Genomic DNA, 19731 nt, shown 5'->3' on the forward strand with positions numbered 1-19731 from the left:
ATTCGCTACCATTGTCGGCAGGTGAGCTTTGGTCATTCCATTGGAGCACATTGTCTCCATCAGTAGCTGCAGTTGATCCTGCATCGGAGAATGCTTCAAGATCACCTCTCAACCAAAGGGCAATGTTAGAATTCACACCACCAGGGCCGCAGGTAACAAATGCTGTACCGATAGTAAAGAATTGACCGTCAGCTATATCTATACCGTCAAACGAAAGAACACTGCCATTAAATGTTCCTCCCGTGACAATCATAGCGTTGGTCATATCTCCATCAACATCACTAATAAGTAAAGAGTAAGATGATGCATCAGCAGTGGAGAAATTTGTGCCTGTTAGGTCAAACTGAAGTTCTGTTTCACCAACGTTTCCAGTATCCTGCGCTTTCCATACCCTAGTCATTCTTTCAGCTATAGTCGACGGTACGTCACTTGTTTCTAAGCCACCGTTATTTCTGTCAGTGGAACCATTGTCATTACCCCAAACGAAGTAGTCTTTATCGTCATCGAATCCGTTAGCGTTATCTCCATTTGAGGTAGCAACATTACCCAAACCAACTGTAAGAATATCATCAGTGTCTTGAGCAGTTGACTGTTTTTGAACAAAGCATCCATCATCGTCACGGCCAATTCCTGCGATGTCATTGCTGTATGCAGTGTTATCAGCATAAGTCCAGATTATGGTGGCCCCATCAGAGGCTACATAGTCACCTTCTCTCACACTTCCAGAGATGACTTCATTCGTTATAGCATCACCATCGGCATCATTCGACAATGTGATACCATATTTAATCGCCAAGTAAGTGTATACCTGTTGTTTCTGTAAATCGGTAATGTCGTTATCAAAAATGATAATTTCAGAGATCGCCCCATTGTAATTCAAAGTTCCTGACCTTTCACCAATAAAGACATCCTTAGAACCACTTAAATCTGTTGTATTGGCCCCAGAAGTTCTTGTTAAAGTGCCTGCTCTTATTTCTTCAAGAATTCTACTAGTACCATCGTACTCTCCTGAGACTAAATAAGGTGCAGTTGGATTATCGAATGCGTTGACATTGAGGTTGATGTCGTTACCCCAATGAGCAAGTGTAACCTGAGTGTTGCTTCTATACCCAAAATGAAGGTCTTCATTAGTGGTTCCTCCAGGAGAACCTAGGATATAGTTTGTCTGATCATCCTGTCTTAACCCAAGGGCTATTAAAGTGTAATCGCCTCCATTGGCGGCGCCAGATTTTATGTTGGGTAAGTTTCCAAAAGTCAATCGATCATCAGTCCCATCAAAGTCAATGGTTGGATTGAAATTGATATTATCGGTAGTATTATTCTTGAACAATGGCGGAGTTCCATCAGCAATGGCATTTTCATTACCAGCTTGATCTGTCCATGTCGCTAGGGTTGTATTATCAAGGAGTGTTGATGTACCTGCATCTGCTCTTAACCAAACGTACAAGTCTGTATCCACACCACCTGGACTACAAGTGGTACGGGCAGTTCCCAAAGTAAAGAACTGGCCATCAGTGAGGTCAATGTCACTAAACGTTACTACATCACCGGCAAAAGAGGAGGCTGGTACAATAGTAGGGCTTGTTAAGCCTGATGCGTCTGATATAATCAAGTTGTAATCTGAAAGACTACCGGTATACCCTAGGCCGGTTAAGTCAAAAGAGATATCTGTGGCGCCAACGGTTCCCGCATTTTCGTCTGCTCTCCAGACGGTTAACATACGCTCTGTAACGACTCCTTCGGTGTAGGCCACCGAACTAGCTTCAGTAGCACTGGCACCGTCATTACCCCAGACAAGGAATGAGTCATCTGTTGCAAAACTATTGCTGTTGGCATTGTTACTAGCAGCTATTTCACCAAGTCCCATGGCTACGATAGAACCGGTGTTTACACTCTTGGACTGTTTTTGTTCTAGACATGAATTGTCATCTCTACCGATACCAGCAATGTCATTTGCATAACCACTATTGTCAGTAGCGTTCCAGATGGTACCACCATCGGCTGCTAAATAGTTCGTAGCTGAGGTTTGATCCAATGTGATACCATATTTAATGGCTAGGTAGGTTTGAATTTGAAGATGTTCTGTGTCATCAGGTCGTACAGAATAAGAAATTACTTCCCCGACTTGGCCGTCATAGTGATTGGCGGTAGCAAAAGCGTTGGTAGAAGTATAGCTGCCAATTTCATAATCTACATTGACGGAGGTAAGGAATGTTCCTGAGCTCAGATCAGCCTGCTCGAGGCCATTTACGAACATATCAGTTGATGTGGCAGCATCGGCATTATCGCGAATTCCGAATAAATAAGTTTCTCCTGCATTGACTTGAGATATTGTTGAAGAAGATATTCCTCTTCTCCACCTTGTACCTGTTCCTCCAATGGCATGAGTAATCACTTCACCCGTAAATGCACCTGTAGTACTTCCTAACGCCAAAGCTCCGAATACATCAGTAGCACCAGCTGGAGATGTAAATCCAATTAACACATCCTCGTCAGTAGCATCAGTGAGGCTATTGTCAGGATTTACTACCATGTAATATGCCACTGAATGAAACCCCGCAGAACCAGTTATTTCCTCGGTATTTGATTCATCAAAGTTTACAGTTGGGTTAAAGTTGATAGAGTTTTCACTGTAATTTGGTTCATTACCCGACGCTGCTGTTGCATCATTTCCATCACCAGACTTATCAGACCAAGTATTGATATTTGTGCCATCTGTAGTTACGTCAGGCCCATCATTGGCCTTTAGCCATAAAGACAGATTTTCTACAATACCACCAGGGCCACATTCAAAATATTTTGTTCCCAATGTAAAGTATTGACCATCCTCAAGGTCTACTCCATCGAATGTTAATGTGTTTCCGACCAGTGTTCCACCAGTCAGGACAGTTGCATTGCTGAAGTCGGCATTAGAACTGTTAGAAGCTATTAATAAACTAAAATCATCTTCATTTGTACTTAAGCTTAGGCCAGTAATATCGAATGAAACTGAGGTAGTTAATACTTCGTTTTCCTCAGCAACTCGCCAGACACGATTAAGCCTTGAGTCAATAGTATCAGGCTTGGTCAATGATGTAGTTTCAGTCAAAGCTGCTCCGTCATTACCCCAAATTAACCAAGTGTCATCCGTGCTGATTGAAGCACCACGATCTATGGTGACCACACTGCCTACATTTTCACTTCTTGAGGCCGGTTGATCTAATTCTGAGTCGTCATCTCGACCTATACCAGCAATATCATTGTTGTACTCTAAATAACCACCTATGGCGGCGCTACTGGTGGTATTAAAGATGATATCCCCGGCAGAATTCACATAATTAATTGGTGAAGACTGATCTAGTGTAATCCCATATTTTATTGCTAAATAGCTTTCGATCCTATTTCTTCCTGCTGTTGTGAGTGCTGCTGGGTCATTACAATAGATAAACTCAGCAATTTCTCCGCGGTAAGAACCTGCCGCTGTAGTATTATTATGATAACGAGAGGCACCATTTACATCACCTAGACCAATGGCACCTGTATGATTATATAATAAGCCTACACTACTTAATGAACCAAAGCTCTGTCCGTTTAAGTAAAGTGTAATAGTTCCTGTTGAAGAAGTATTTCCATCAAATTCAAGCGTTAGAATGTACTCTGTATCGGTGGAAATACTGGAAGTACTTACAAAGCTGGTAGGTGTGACTGTATTCCACGGAGCTCCTGTGCTACCGCTATTACCTCTGTTCCAAACTGAACCATACAGTATTCCTCCATCAATATGTATCCCCAATCCATTTGTTCCACCGCCTTCTTCAAATAACTGTTGTCGGGTAGAAATATCACTAGACGTTCTAAAAGCTATATTAATAGATTTTTTTGTGTAAGGTCCATTTTGATTATAGTCATCACTATTTGGTGTCAACAGTCCAGTTTCGGTTCCATTGAGAAAATCTACGGTCGGATTAAAATTAATTGCGCTTGTGGAACTTCTGAAAGTAGGTGCTGTGGTCAATGTGGTAAAGTTGTTATCTGCCACAGACTGATCTTCCCAGAAACCTACAGAACCACCTTCTGTAGAAGCTGCTCCGCCATTAGATACAAATGCCCCATCATTGGCTTTTAGCCAAGTTCTTAATACGTTGTTGGATTTATAACCTCCAGGTCCAACGGTTTCGATAAGGTTATCGTCACTTGCCACGGCAGCGGATACCCCAGCCACAAGATCAAGTCCAGAATCATTAGATCTGGTATCATTAGGAAAGGTACTGATGTCTGTTAAATCTATACCTGCGGCTACGCTAACTGTACCAGTGGTAACAGAATTTCCACCATTCGACACATAACCATTAACCACATCGGCGGGGAATATAGAATAACCAAAAATTGATTGGTTGGCTGAGATTCCGAGTTCTGTGAAGGATACGGCAACTCCTTGAATAACTTGCGCTGGTTGTGCGACATCAGTACCAATATTCAGTAGCGGTAATGGCGTGCTACCCGCAGTTTCTCTTCTTAGGATAAGGTAGTTGTTAAAAGATGACCCACTTCCTGGCCAGTCATTTTCTGAAATACCTATCAATGTGCTATAGGATGCTGGTGTACCATCTGAATTGAGGCTTGTAATGGCTGCAATAGCAATATTATCATTTCCTCCTCTTTCTATGACTGGAAAAACGGCTGTTGTTGGATCTGAAGTTTGTATTCCCGAATACCAGATGACATCTACGCGTTCCGTTTCTACCTCAATACTCCCAGCTGCGGCATCATCAATATTTACCAGAATATTGTCATATCCTGCGTTTAGATTTCCGCTTAGATAAATTGCGTCGGCATCTTCAACTTCGTCGGCATCTAGGTTCGCAATGTCATCGGTAGGAGGTGTATTATCCACTAATGTGCTATTTAGCGTTAGCCAAATGTTTACGAGTCGATCAGTGGATAAAGCTCTATTAAGTACTAGGGTATCAGGTGCTAGAAATCGATCATATGTTACACCACCGACTACATAAGAGCTTACTTTGATGTTGTTCCCCACGCCATAGTTAACCGTTATTTCTTCACCAGCATCATCGGTTAAAGAGTTTCCAGCATCACTCGGTATTTCTACATTAAGATTTGAGGTAGCAGTACCTGAAACGGTAGTGGTATTGATAGTGGTAATATCTGATTGCGCTTTTAGCGTTACGCCATAGCAAACAAAGAGCCCTAAGCTTAGTAATATCGTCAGCAGTTTATTAATGTCAGCAGTTTTGGTTCAAGCTATTTCGTTCCTATATGTAAACCCAGAGGGAGAAATTCCCTACTTTAATTTGGATCACATTTATAATTAAATTCTTAGCTCAATGATTTCAACAGATTTTAACCTGAGCATTCGTCTACTATTGAAGATCATGCCAAAGTTAAAGTATGTAGAAAGGCAGCAATAATCGGTGTTTTTTATTAATTGACCATGTCAATTCCGAATTAATTAATCCCATTTTGGGAAAAATAACCCAGACAGGTATAGATGACTAAAAATGTAATTCAAATACATTAAACTGTTTTTGAGATACATTTATAAAATTGTAAAGTGTGATTTACAATCTTTTCTTTTAAAATGAGAGCTGCTTATTTAATAATAAGTCGTTTAGTAAGTGCTTTGCGCTTGTCTACTTGTATTTTAATGAAATAGATGCCTGATTTGAGGTGGTCTGTACTGAAAGAATGAAGGTTGTTTTCTATTGACAATGAGGCATTTAATACTCGAGAGCCTTGGCTATTGAATACATACAAGTTTACCTCTTTAGTTCCTTCTGGTAAATCAATTTTTAGTTTTACTTCTTGACTAACTGAAACTGGGTTTGGCATAACTACTACCTTAAGAGATTCCTCAGCACTTATAAAAACACTTTCCACAGGAGAGTAACTTGACGCTCCTCCAACGTCAGTTTGCTTTAATCTATAATAGGATAAACCTTTCAGTGGTGATTGATCTGTAAAGCTATACTCGTTTAGGCCATCGCTTGTTCCAGCGCCATCTAGCCGAGCTATAACCTCGTATTCAATACCATCGGCACTTCTTTCGATTGAGTAAAAAGCGTTATTTTCCTCAGAGGCAGTAGACCAAGAAAGGGCTACGTTGGAACTTTTAGCTTCAGCCTTAAATTCAATTAGTTGGATCGGTAAAGCATCATTCTCTATTGATCCTAGTGTATAATAGAAGCCTTCCCCACTAGTAAAATCGTAATCGAAAGTTACGGTATTGTTTACCGCGTCTATGGCAGTTGGTTCTATGAGCGTGACGCCAGTACTAAAGTCGTCGTTGGTAGAAACCATCATCCTTACAAGGTTCAGGTTATTGTCTCCCGTTGGCGTTCCAGTCACGTCGTCCAAGTCAAAAGTCACACTAACTGTTCCTACTGTTCCTGTTTCTTGGGCTTGCCATTCTCTGTTCAATCGGCTATTGATGCCGTCTGGTCTTTCTCGATTTCTTGTGGCTTCTAACTCGGCATTGTCATTACCCCAAATAAACCAAGAATCATTATTATCCCAACTACTAATGGCTATATCAACAATAGCATCATCATTTTCGCTCTTTGAACGAACTTGATCAAGGCATGATAAATCGTCACGGCCGATGCCGGCTATATCGTTAAAGTAAGTGGCGCTTCTGGCTGCATAATCCCAAATTATATCGCCATCTGCAGCTACGTAGTCTCCTTCTCTAATACTGCCAGATATTATTTCATTGGTGGTCATATCATCGTCGTTGTCATCGGTTCGCGTTATGCCATATTTTATGGCTAAATACGATTCTGCTCTTGCTAATTCTTCACCATCAAGTACGGAGGAGAAAACTAAAACTTCTGCGATATTACCTTGAAATTGAGCTCCGTTCTGGTAACTGCTTTGATTGCCAATTGCCCAAGTATCGGCAGCATCTAAAGTGGTGGCATCCGATGTCCCTGATGCCACGTTTAGTGAATTTATATACAGATTAACCGCTCCTGAAGCTGCTTGAATTCGTGTTCCAGTGGCAATATATGGTTCACTGTCATTATAAGTAGCCGTAGGGCTTCTTGCGGTAAAAGTATTCGTATTCGCAGCGTTAAAAACAACTTCACCATCGTGCATCCCTAAGCCATAATCGTTAGAACCTCCGTCGTCTTCAGCGCCTATTAAAGAAGGAGAATTGTCTATTGCATTATCAGTTCCTTGGTTTTGGGCTGTTTCAAAAACAGCGATAAGTGTCATGTCATCGGATACATTGTTAGAAGCTGCAGCAGTTTCCATATAGGAGTTATTGGTAGTGTTCTGGTCTGAGATGAATAGACTTGGGTTAAAATTGATTTCTTCAGTTCTAAAAACAGGAGGTACTGTGGCACCGCCACCACCATTAGCTTCTGACGCATTAGTGGAAGGTGAGCTTTGGTCATTCCATTGCTGAACATTGTCTCCGTCAACAGCAGGGGTTGAGCCTGCATCGGAGAATACTTCTAGGTCTCCTCTAAGCCAAAGGCCTATGGAACTATTTACTCCGCCCGGTCCACACGTTTCAAGTGCAGTGCCTAGCGTAAAATACTGTCCATCTGTTAAGTCGATTCCAGTAAATGAAAGTACGTCTCCATTGAATGTGCCGCCGGCCACCAGTGTGCCTCCAGCCATTGTTCCACCACTTCCGGCATCAGCAATTATGAGTCTATAATCAGAGGCATCGCTTGTCGAGTAGCCCAGTCCAGTCAAATCAAACTGAATTTCAGTTTCGCCAACAGTTCCTGTGTCTTCAACCCTCCAAACCCTTCTCATTCTTTCGGAAACAGTACTTGGTAGATCGGTTAAGTCTCCTGCAGCCGTGGCCTGATCCGTGGCGACTCCATCATGTCCCCAAACAAGGTAATCACCATCATCACTAAATGAATTGAGGTTTTCTGCATTGGTATTTTCAACGCTTTCTAGCCCTATAGTAAGAATACTTCCATCATTAACGCTTGATGATTGTTTTTGGCTGAAACAACTAATATCGTCTCTACCAATACCTGCAATATCATTGCTGTAAGTGGCATTGGTAGTAATATTCCATAGTTCTGTTGTTCCGTCAGACCATAGATAATTGGCCTCGAGTGTAATTCCATACTTTACCGCCAAGTACGTGGCTACTTGTTGCCTTTGAGTGGCAGTCAAGTCATCACTGAACATCGCTACTTCTGAGATTGATCCTTCTAAAAAGTTAGTAGCAGTAGTGTTGTTAGTTGTTCCGGTACCATCTGGTGTGGCGCCTAAAAAGATGATATTGTCCGAACTTTGATACGTTGAGTTTGGTGTATCCGTATCTTCCGTACCTAAGTCAAGGCTGTAATAATAGTCTGTAGCATCTTTATAAGCAGTGTGGATGTTTGGTGTATTATAGACAATCGTTCTACTCGCATAATCAGCACCACTCGTGTTATCGGTGTAGTTATCCTTATGATATAAAATCTCCGTGGTTGAATTATTTCTTGCTATTCCCCATCCATCTGGCCAATCGAAAGTTGCTGTTTTAATAATGAAAGGTGACCATGCGTCAGAACCTGAATTAATTGTGCCTACTAGAAAGACAGCTTGCTGATCAGGACTTAAATTTGATGCATCGGCAATTTCCATGTTGTCCGAATTGATTGCAGTAAAATCAACTGATGGGTTAAAATTGTGGTTATTTGTATTTAATTCCGGTTCGCTAGTTGAAGACGCATTGTTGGCTTTTCCTGATTGGTCTGACCATCCGGTGACATCGGAACCACTTGTAGAAATACCAAGATCAGCTCTTAACCAAATTTGAAGATTGGCATCTGGTACTCCCCCAGGACTGCACTGACTTTTAGATACGCCTAGCGTAAAATATTGACCATCTGTCAAATCTATATTTTCAAAAGTTAGTACAGTGCCGTTAAATGTACCACCAACGATTGTACTACCACTTTCTAATGAGGTATTGTCACCTCCACTGGCAATAATTAATTGATAATCAGTTTCATCGGTGCTATAGCCAGGAAGCCCTGTTAAATCAAATGAGATGTCAGTAAGACCTACATCTCCTGTGTCTTGTGCTCTCCAAATTCTGAGCATTCGTTCGGTTACTGTTCCTGGTGTACCTGCGGTGGTTATGCTACCAAAATCAGTGCTGGCGCCATCCGAACCCCAAGTGAGGAAATCTAGGTCATCGTCGAAGGAATTACTATTTGCAGCGTTATTTGCAGCGATTTCACCTAAACCTATGGTTAAAATTGAACCAGTATTAACGCTTGAAGACTGTTTTTGCTCTAAACATGTGTCGTCGTCTCGGCCAATACCCGCCACATTTGTTACAAAACCCGTATCGTCGGAATAATCAAACGTAATGGTCGTTCCGTCTGAGGCAACATAGTCACCTTCCACTACTGCACCTCCTAAGGTTTCGTTTGGCGTGGCGTCTGCATCATTGTCATTAGTAAGTGTGGTGCCGTATTTAATGGCTAGGTAACTTCTTATTTGTTGTGCCTCCAGGTCTGAAACATTCTCATTATAAACGATCACTTCTTGCATATCACCGAAGAACCGTCGTCCACCATTATTCCCTAAGTTGTTCGTTTCAGATTGTCTACCAATTGAAACAGGGCCTTGGTTAGAAGCGTGTGTATTATTTTGTGTTATCCCAGAGTCATCGATATCTATGTCTACTCCAGTGTTGGTACTAACAATTGTGCCATCTATAATATAATTCTTTGTATCACCAGTTCCAGAATTGGTATTGAAATCCCCTTCGGCCAAGTAACTAGTGTTATTGGGTGATATGTTAAAGTTTACCTTTCCATCAGCGACGATATTGGCACGATCACCATATCCGGCTATGCCTACAGCTGAATTATTATTATTACCAAAGTTGTATATCCACTTATTGTTTCTGTCCCCTCCGGTAAATGTTGTTTCTGGTTCTATCGATGAAAAAATATGTGATCCCCCATTTGCAGCCGGAGCAAATATGAAATTGCTACCTAGCGTAAATCCGATTTCATTCGTGCCGGCATCCCAATTTAGCCCAGGATTAAAATTAAGATCTGTTTCTACCCAGGTTGGGGCACGATTCGTAACGCCACCGTCATTAGTAGCATCGAAATCATTTCGACTTTGATCGCCCCAAGTTTCTACAGTTTGTCCGTCAGTGGCAGCCGTAGTTCCAGTATTGAAGGTTTCAGCATCAGCTTTGAGCCAAAGTGAAAGTCCGTCTTGAACATTTCCTGGTGTACAAATGAAGAATTGTGTACCTAAGGTAAAGTATTGACCATCGGATAATTCTACATCTGGGAACGTGATTACGTCACCATTGAATGTGCCACCTGTGACAAGGGTAGCACTGGAAAAATCACCATTAGAACTATTGCTGGCAATCATTAAGGCAAAGTCATTGGTATCAGTGGTGTAGCCCAAACCGGTTAAATCGAAGGAAACATCGGTAACGCCAACCGAGTTTTCTTCCGCTACTCGCCAAATGCGCTCTATTCTTTCATTGATAGCATCAGGTTTGGTTACCAATCGACTTGATGAGCTAAGGCCACCATCATTTCCCCAAATGAGCCAAGTATCGTCTGAACCGATGGCTGAATTTCTATCAATTTGAACTAAACTACCGGTGTTTTCACTTTGTGATGATAGTTGTTCTAATTCAGAATTGTCATCGCGACCTATGCCGGCAATGTCATTGTTGTATTCTAAATAGCCGCCAATTGCTGCCGCTGTTGTGGTATTGAATATTGTTGAACCGTCGGAATTAACATAATTTATTGGGGAAGATTGGTCTAGGGTGATACCATACTTTAAGGCTAAATAACTTTCAATTCTATTTCTCTGGGTAGTTGGGAAAGAGCCTGGTTCGTTGCAGTAAACAAATTCTGGAATACTGCCATAAAAAGAAGCGGCGGCGGTGGTGCCATCATCATATCTAGACTGTGAATTTGTATCGCCAAGGCCAATGCCGTCTGTATCATTGAAGAGTAAGCCAACGCTTGAGATTGTCCCGAAATTTTCTCCGTTTAAATAGGCCGCTACTGTACCCGTTCCTCCAGAATTACCATTGAACTCTAAGGTTACGATATATTCTGTATCGGTACTAATACTCGTACTAGTAGAGCTAAAGCCCCAATTATCCCCTGTGCCATCGGTATTTGGTATGTTCCAAGCGCCAACATACAGGTCACCATTTCTTATATAAACATTGATACCTCTGTCATTACTACCTTGCTCATATATCTGCTGTTTAACGGTAACATCATTGCCCGTCCTAATTGCAATATTTATTCCTTTAGTGGTGTATGATGTGGCGGTGTTGAAGTCTGTATTGTTAGCGATTTGTAATCCGCGCTCAGCTGCATCTAGAAAATCAACTGTCGGGTTAAAATTTATATCATCTAGGTTTGAAGCAGAACCATCTCTATAAGTTGGGGCGGTGGTTAAAGTAGTCGCGTCGTGATCACCAAGCCATTCGTCTTGCCAATCGGTTACTGTCGATCCATCTGTGCTAGTTGTCACACTTTCATCGTTATTTGCCTTTAACCAAGTATTTAATGCTGCTTTATAGCCTCCTGGTCCAACTGATTTGGTCAGATTATTATCACTGGCAACGGCTGTAGATACTCCTGCAATAAGATCTAGTCCTGAACCTGTGGTGCCTGTAGGGTAGTTTGTAGAATTTGTAAAATCTACTAAGTCCGAACCGGTTACGGTTACATCGTCAGCGAAAATTGAATAGCCATAGACGATATCATCCGCAGCAATACCAAATTCATCAAACGCAATAGCACTGCCATGAATATTTTGGGAGCCCAAGACTTGAACTGGAATTGGGTTTGATGTAGCATCTTGTCTCCTCATTACTAAGGAGATATGCGATTGGCCTAAATTTCCCCAATCTGTTGTTCCATCATTACTTACACGTACAACCGTTGGATAGTAATCGTTTGGATCACCATTAGCATCAAGCCCACGAACGGCAGCTACACGAATGTCGTCGTTACCGCCTCTTTCAATAATTGGAAAAACTGCTGTTGTTGGAGATGAGGTAACCACTCCAGTATAATAGAGAATGTCTATTCTTTCTACATTCGCAAAGTTTGTAGAATTGTTTGTCAAGATATTGTCATACCCTGCATTACTTAATCCGCTTAAATAAAGCCCTTCTTCGTTATCTTGTTGTTCAGGGTCTAAAAATATTTCATCAGGAGTAGGCCCAGTTTCGGTTCTATCATATTCGTAAAAAATGATTAGTTGTCTACCTGCATCTGTTCTTCTAATGATGAGGGTGTCTGGTAGTACAAAATTATCATACAAAGTGCCACCTACTGTATAATCTGTAATAAATTGATTCTGTACCTCTCCATACCTAACCAGATAGGATGTGCTTGCCAATATTCCTCCACTCGCGTCGGAAGGGGAACTGACAGTGTATGAGCTGGTTGTTAGGCCTGTAGTTGTTGTAGAAAATGATGCTGAAGCAATTGGTGTTTGTCCAAAACAAGTCAAGCTTGTTATTAAAAGTATAACAAGCAACCCGGTCATCCGAGATGAATTATATGTAAATAGTTTTGCCAACACAGGGTTCAGGTCGTCTAAACTTGACAGTCTAGATCGATCAAAGATAACGTTTTTGGTTGCGTTATCTTACCATCTTATACCCGAAAACTATCATTTCCCCTACCGCTTACATTAAAAATTTAATGGATTATCAAAGGAAATAGCCGATTACTTGCTGTGAACGACAAAATGATGAGTATGAAGTTTCTTTATTTGTATGTAAGCTGAGTTATCAAACAAGTCAATAAATAAATTCTCCAGCGTCACTTTTTATCGTAAGTTTCTTCTTTTCAGAAGCTTGCACTTGCCCTATCACTTGTGCAGGTATACCGAAGGACTCTGAAATGCTGATAATTTCATCTGCGATACTTTGATCTGCATAAATTTCCATACGATGACCCATGTTGAACACTTTATACATTTCCTTCCAATCTGTATTACTTTCTTCTTGGACCAGTTTGAATAAAGGTGGAACATCGAAGAGATTATCTTTGATAATATGAAGCCCCTCTATAAAGTGGAGAATTTTTGTTTGTGCGCCTCCGCTACAGTGAATCACTCCGCCTAGCTCATTTCTAAATTTCTTAAGAATCTCCACCATTACTGGGGCATAGGTTCTAGTGGGCGATAAAACTAATTGCCCGGCGTCAAGAGGAGAACCATCTACCGAATCAGTAAGCTTCTTGCTTCCTGAGTAAACAAGGTCGCTTGGCACACTTGGGTCAAAGCTCTCGGGGAATTTTTCTGCTAGATATTTATGGAAAACATCATGTCGGGCAGATGTAAGGCCATTGGAACCCATACCACCGTTGTATTGACTTTCATAATTGGCTTGGCCAAAAGAGGCTAATCCAATGATAACTTGCCCTGGTTTAATTTTTTCATTTGTGATAACGTCTTTACGTTTCATTCGGGCTATAACCGTACTATCAACAATTACAGACCTAACTAAATCACCTACATCTGCCGTTTCGCCGCCAGTACTGATAATATTTAAGCCATTATCTCTGAGCATTTGAAGCACTTCTTCGGTGCCATTGATTAAGGCAGAGATGACTTCGCCAGGAATAAGGTTTTTATTTCGCCCAATTGTAGAAGAAAGTAAGATGTTATCTATTGCGCCAACACAGAGTAGATCATCAATATTCATGATGATGGCATCCTGCGCTATACCTTTCCATACGGTAATATCTCCAGTCTCCTTCCAATACATATAGGCCAAAGAAGACTTTGTACCGGCGCCATCGGCATGCATAATATTGCAATAGTCATCATCTCCACCCATGAAGTCAGGTACTACTTTGCAAAAGGCTTTAGGGTAAAGGCCTTTATCAAGGTTTTTGATAGCGTTGTGTACATCTTCTTTTGAGGCAGAAACTCCTCTTTGCATGTATCGATCGTTCATGGCGAGTGATTTAAACCACAAAAATAAGAAAGCCTCCTAATAGGAGGCTTCAAACCATAAATTACTTTACAATAAGGCTTATTAATTACGATCAATTTTGGTTTTGTCGTATTCTAATACCTTAAACTCTGTTCGGCGGTTTTGCTGGTGCAAAGTATCATCGCACTCGGTATCGTTGTCACAGCCATTGATCAAACGTGTTTCACCATATCCTTTAGCTACCATTCTGCTTCTGGCTATTCCTTTAGAAACAATGTAGTCTACGGCGGCCTTAGCCCTATTTTCTGACAATAACATGTTAGCGTCGTCAAAACCGCGTGAATCTGTATGGGAACTCAATTCTACCTGAACTATGGCCGGATTATCTTGAAGAATACTTACGAGTTTGTCAAGTTCTATTGCCGCATCAGAACGTATTTCAAACTTATCTAAATCATAATAGATGTTTTCTAACACAATGGTGGCATCCAAAATTATCGGATCGAGGGTTAAATCTTCAGTAAAAGTCTTTTCAGTAAATCGTTCGATCAATTCTTCTTGAGGTATACCTTGGCCTACTGTTGAGAAGATTCTTCTTGCGGTAAAGAAATCGTCGGCTTCACCAATGAGTGTATAGTCTTTTTCCGGATCGATCGGAAAGTTATAAGAACCACCTCTACTACTTAGTACATCGTCAATTACTTGATCGTTTTCATCAAGAAGCTTTACTCTTACATTCCCTAAAATTGTTTGAGTACTATCGTCATTGCGTCTGTAAGTAGTTCCTTTCAGTAAGTAGGTAATCTGCTTTAGGTCACTTGAATTATCGATAAAGCTATATAGATCATCTCCACCTTTCCCGCCACTTCTATTAGAGGTATAGAAGCCTTCAAAAGGAAAATCTGTGTAGATCAAACCAAAGTCATCGGCAGCGGAATTAAATGAAGGTCCCATATTTCTTATGGTCACGTTTCCTCCTTTGTTTTCTGCAGAAAATAGGTCTAACATTCCGAACCCGGCATGTCCATCAGACGCAAAATAGAGTTTGTTATCCGGTGCCACATAAGGAAAAGCCTCATCGCCTGCGGTATTAATGGCATCACCCATATTAGTAACACCGCCCCATCGGCCTCTGTCATTTAAAGTAGCTCTGTAAATGTCTGATCCACCAAAACCACCAGGTCTATCGGAAGCAAAATAAATTGTATTGCCTGCTTGATTGAATGTAGGAGAAGTATCCCAATGTTGTGGACTATTAATAGGCATAGCAACCGGAGTGCTCCATTTGCCATTCTTTTTGGTCGAAATAAATAAGTCTACGCTACGTCTACCTTTCTTTTCGTTGGCATTTCCTTTGGCAAAAATCACTGTATTGCCATCAGGAGAGAAGGCAATTGAACCTTCGTTAATTTCGGGTTGATTAAATGCTCCTGGTATCGGGCCTAATGTAGCAGCATCAGGAATAAGTTCACTTATGGCTACTTGATACAAATCGCTAAAAGGCATATCATACCGATCGAAGGTTTCGGATTCTCTTGTGCTTGCGAAAAATAGCGTGTTATTAAAAAAGAAAGGGCTGTATTCCGCCTGTTCAGAATTAATAGCATCGAGTGGGGTTAAATCCACGTTGCGAACATAAAGCCCAATGCTGTCTAATTTTTCTAAATTTTGAATTTCTTGTTGAGCCCGCTCTTTATAAATTTCAACAGAAGCAAAATCAACATAGTCGGCCAGAATGGCTTTCGCATTGTCATATTGCTCATCGGCTTTTAAAGCCAGTGCATAGTTTATTTGTAACTCTTCATTTTCGAAACCAGCTTCTAGCGCTTTTGCATAATAGGGCAATGAAGCTTTAGGGTTGCCTAGTTTTCGATAAGATTCTGCTGTATAATAATTTAAATCAGGGGCATCAGGATTATCCTTCAAGGCGTCTTTAAAATCTTCTATGGCCTTAATGTAATTCTGATCTTCTACGTAGCTCTTTAAGACTTTAGGTGTTTTATCATCTTCTTTTTTGGCTGTTACAACTTTCGCAGCGGCGTTTTGAGTAGGACCTACTGATGGATTGGTAGGCCTAGGAGCTGTTTTCTTAGGCGCTTCTTGAACACCCAAAAAATTCTGCTTTTGACTGGCGCAACTACTCACAATAATGAGAGTAGCAATGAGGACGAATGAAACGAGCTTTTTCATTGTTTGTAAATTAGCGAATTAAGCTGAATGCTATCTTATAGTACGCTTGCAGATGTTTGAAAGTATCTTTTGAGCCAACTTTTATCTGCTCTAACGAGCCATTTATCTTCAAGTTCTGATTTATCACCTATGTTATTATCAAAGAAAAAGCTCTCGTTAGTGATATTGCCTTGAGCAACTTCTTCTTTAATTTTTGACATTGGAATTAACTTAACTTCACCATTTACTGAAAATGCAATGTTAGTTCTTTGAAAAAAGTCTATCTGAAGTTCTCCACCCAGCTGTTGTACAAAACGAAAAGAACTGTCAATGGAACAACCGCTGGCTAGATTGAAATTTTCATCCGTTGCTATTACCAAGAAGTAACCATGAAACACTGCTGCAGAGGCCAATAATGATTGACCATGGGCCGCCCATTCTGTGATAAACTTTTCAGCTCCAGAAAGTATTGTTTGCTCCTCTTTCTGATCGATTCTTCGATCGGCTTGGTAAATCCAGATTCGCGCTTTCGCGCTTAAGTTTTCAAATGGGCTTAACATAGTCGATTAACTACTTTTTGTGGAAAAATATTCGATAAATTCTCGTCAAATGTCGTGTGCTTGTCTTTTCTAAACAATTAGAATGGACAAAGATTCAAATTATTTGGTTTAATCAACGCGCTTCCGAGCTTATCGCTACAGTTTTAGATTGATTAGACTTCTGTGATCTTTTCGTGAGTAACTAATATTAACCTTGCAATTTGATATGGATAAAAGAGTACTCATAGTAGAAGATGACCATGACATCAGTGGATTGATAGAAATTCATTTGAAGGATATGGGCTTTGAAACACTCGTTTCTGATCGTGGCGATACCGGTTTGGAACTGGCACTAACTGAGCGACTAGATTTTATCATTTTGGATATAATGATGCCGGGGAAAGATGGTTTAGAAGTTTGCAGAGAGATAAGATCTGCCAAGATTAAGACGCCAATTCTAATGCTCACGGCGCGTTCTGAAGAAATCGATAAGATTTTGGGCCTTGAGATGGGAGCCGACGACTACCTGACTAAACCTTTTAGCATAAGAGAGCTTACCGCCAGAGTTAAGGCGATACTTCGAAGAACAGCATCTGAAGGTGAAGGTAATAAGCATGACTCTGAGATAATCCGCCATGGCGAACTCATTGTCGATAAAAACAAAAGGAAGGTCATTTTGGACGGGGAGCGTATGGAGCTTACACCAAAAGAATTTGACCTACTTGCTCTAATGGCCGATAATCCTGGTAAAAGTTATAGCAGAGAAAGTCTATTGAATGTGGTTTGGGGTTATGAATTCGCAGGCTATGAGCATACGGTGAACTCTCATATCAATAGGTTGAGAACAAAAATTGAGCGCGACCTTTCAAACCCTAAATATATATTGACTTCATGGGGTGTGGGGTATCGCTTTAACGATGAATTAAATCAAGAATAATGGCGAAGAAAAACTCAGTTAACGGTGGTGTAAGTCTTTTTTGGAAGCTTTCGGCCACATTTTTAGTGCTATTGATAATGGTTGGAGCTGTACATATTACACTCTCGATATCGGCCAGCGATCAGTATTATTTAGAGCGCAACCAAAAGCTCAATGCTGGAATAGCCCAAAGCATCATTCAAGAAGTAAAACCAATCATTAATGGAGAGGTAACGGCAAATGCCTTAGATGATATTATGCATCATATGATGGCCGTAAACCCAAGTATTGAGGTTTATCTGTTAGATAAGACAGGTTATATATTGAGTCATGTGGCACCATACAAAAAGGTAAAGCTTAAAACAGTTAACCTAGAGCCAATTCAAGCTTTTATCGACGCTAGTGGCGAGGAATTTGTTCAGGGCGATGACCCTCGAAAGCCTGGTGAATTACAAATTTTCAGTGCGGCGGCCATTACCGATAATGACCAATTACAAGGCTATGTTTATGTGGTGCTGGCAGGGGAGGAATACTACGCTGTCGCTTCTAATTTATGGAACGAGTATATCACTTCTTTAGGCGGTAGTTCTATGCTAATTACGCTGTTTGCCGCTTTATTTATCGGTTTAATAGCCATTTGGTTTATCACAAGAAACCTAAGGGGTATTATAGATGCCGTTCGTAGGTTTCAAGAAGGAGATTTAGATGCGCGCATCAGTGCTAAATCAGGTAAAGAGTTCAATACCCTTAGTATGGCTTTTAACGATATGGCGGATACCATTGTAGGGAATATTGAGAACCTCAAGTCTATGGAGAATTTGCGAAGAGAACTTGTGGGCAATGTTAGTCACGATTTAAGAACACCCTTGGCGGTTATTCATGGTTATATCGAAACGCTGATGATTAAGAAGGACGATTTGAGCATTGAAGAGAGAGATAAATACCTAAATATTATTCTTTCAAGTACGGAAAAGCTGAAGAAAATGGTGGCGGAACTATTTGAACTTTCTAAACTAGAGTCGAAGCAAGTTCACCCTAAAAAAGAGCCATTTTTTATCAATGAACTTTTACAGGATGTTGTCCAAAAGTATTTAATCCTTGCGCGTAAGAAAGGAGTCCTTATTCAAAGTGTCATTTCTAATAACATTGAACTGGTAAATGCAGATATCGCTTTAATTGAGCGTGTTCTTCAAAACTTAATTGATAACGCTTTAAAGTTTACACCGGAAGGAGGCACTATTACTATTAAAACAAACGAAATGGATAGCGCTGTAGAAATTCAGGTTTCTGATACTGGTGTAGGTATACCTGAAGAGCAAATTCCGTTTGTTTTCGATAGATACCATATCGGCGATAAAAGATTGAGTTTAGATAAGAATAATACAGGACTTGGCTTAGCCATCGTGCAGAAGATATTAGAGATTCACGATGCTACCATAAACCTGACCAGTAAACTAAATAAAGGGACTTCATTTTCATTTCAACTACCTTATCACCAAGCATGAAAAAAATAAAATCTTTTGGATGGATGCTCTTTGCGAGTATCACCGTCTTTAGTTGTATAGGCACCGATGTAGTGGAGGAGGTAATTGTAGACGAGCAACTCACTATTACCAGTCGAATATTGACTTTGGCGATTGGCGACTCTTTTCAATTCGAAGCAGATTTCTTCGATGAACTAGGAGAACGCGTCAATAGCGATGCCAATTGGAGTTCTAGTGATGAACAAATTGTATCCATTACGGCCGATGGTTTGGCTACTGCAATATCTGATGGTGATGTAACAATCACTGTTTCTTCAGGCAGTACGAGCGATACAATTACACTTGGTGCCGGGCCAATGACCACTTTTCGCGCTTTGGAAAGAACGGGTTCGTTTATGGGGCTAAGAGATTATACCGTAAATGGAAATTTCACATTGGTAGAAAATGGAGACAATCTAGAATTAACTTTCTCAAGTAATTTCCAATCATCGAATGGCCCGGGTTTATTCGTCTATTTGAGTAATAGCGCCACCCGCGTTACAGGAGGGGTTGAAGTTGGTAGACTCAGTGCTAATTCAGGAAGCCAAACGTATATTATCAGTAGGCTTAATGCAGAGTTAGATACCTACAACCATGTAGTGATCTATTGTAAGCCTTTCGGGGTAGGATTTGGTACAGGAGAGTTTGATAATTAAGGCT

8 protein-coding genes are annotated in these 19731 nt (G+C 40.7%); 3 read left to right on the forward strand and 5 right to left on the reverse strand.

Translation table 11 applies throughout. The features are described 5' to 3' along the window. From JXQ92_RS11025 to JXQ92_RS11045, 5 genes are all read right to left on the reverse strand, one after another. On the reverse strand, positions 1–5017 hold a 5017-nt coding region (locus tag JXQ92_RS11025; RefSeq protein WP_421986673.1), incomplete at its 3' end, for a beta strand repeat-containing protein. Between the two features lie 572 nt (positions 5018–5589). Further along, a complete protein-coding gene (locus JXQ92_RS11030; protein WP_421986674.1) occupies positions 5590–12489 on the reverse strand; it encodes a T9SS type A sorting domain-containing protein in 6900 nt (2299 codons plus the stop codon). A gap of 292 nt (positions 12490–12781) precedes the next feature. Continuing rightward, positions 12782–13945 (reverse strand): AIR synthase related protein, encoded by a 1164-nt coding sequence (locus tag JXQ92_RS11035; RefSeq protein WP_421986675.1) that lies wholly within the window; start codon positions 13943–13945, stop codon positions 12782–12784. An 81-nt stretch (positions 13946–14026) separates the two neighbouring features. After that, complete coding sequence (locus JXQ92_RS11040) at positions 14027–16114, reverse strand: OmpA family protein (RefSeq protein ID WP_421986676.1); 2088 nt, start codon at positions 16112–16114, stop codon at positions 14027–14029. Positions 16115–16149: 35 nt separating this feature from the next. Further along, positions 16150–16653: a hypothetical protein gene (locus tag JXQ92_RS11045; protein WP_421986677.1), complete on the reverse strand. Its 504-nt coding sequence runs from the start codon at positions 16651–16653 to the stop codon at positions 16150–16152. 205 nt (positions 16654–16858) lie between these two features. Here JXQ92_RS11045 and JXQ92_RS11050 point away from each other — a divergent pair, with 205 nt between their 5' ends. From JXQ92_RS11050 to JXQ92_RS11060, 3 genes are read left to right on the forward strand one after another with little or no spacing between them, the layout of a single operon-like run. Continuing rightward, complete coding sequence (locus tag JXQ92_RS11050) at positions 16859–17569, forward strand: response regulator (RefSeq protein ID WP_421986678.1); 711 nt, start codon at positions 16859–16861, stop codon at positions 17567–17569. Continuing rightward, positions 17569–19053: an ATP-binding protein gene (locus JXQ92_RS11055; RefSeq protein WP_421986679.1), complete on the forward strand. Its 1485-nt coding sequence runs from the start codon at positions 17569–17571 to the stop codon at positions 19051–19053. The genes JXQ92_RS11050 and JXQ92_RS11055 overlap by 1 nt, the downstream gene beginning before the upstream one ends. Continuing rightward, positions 19050–19727 (forward strand): DM13 domain-containing protein, encoded by a 678-nt coding sequence (locus JXQ92_RS11060; RefSeq protein WP_421986680.1) that lies wholly within the window; start codon positions 19050–19052, stop codon positions 19725–19727. Before JXQ92_RS11055 ends, JXQ92_RS11060 begins: the two co-directional genes overlap by 4 nt. Positions 19728–19731: the final 4 nt, after the last annotated feature.

Origin of the sequence: Roseivirga sp. (genome assembly GCF_049099775.1) — a bacterium.
Classification (GTDB): domain Bacteria; phylum Bacteroidota; class Bacteroidia; order Cytophagales; family Cyclobacteriaceae; genus Roseivirga.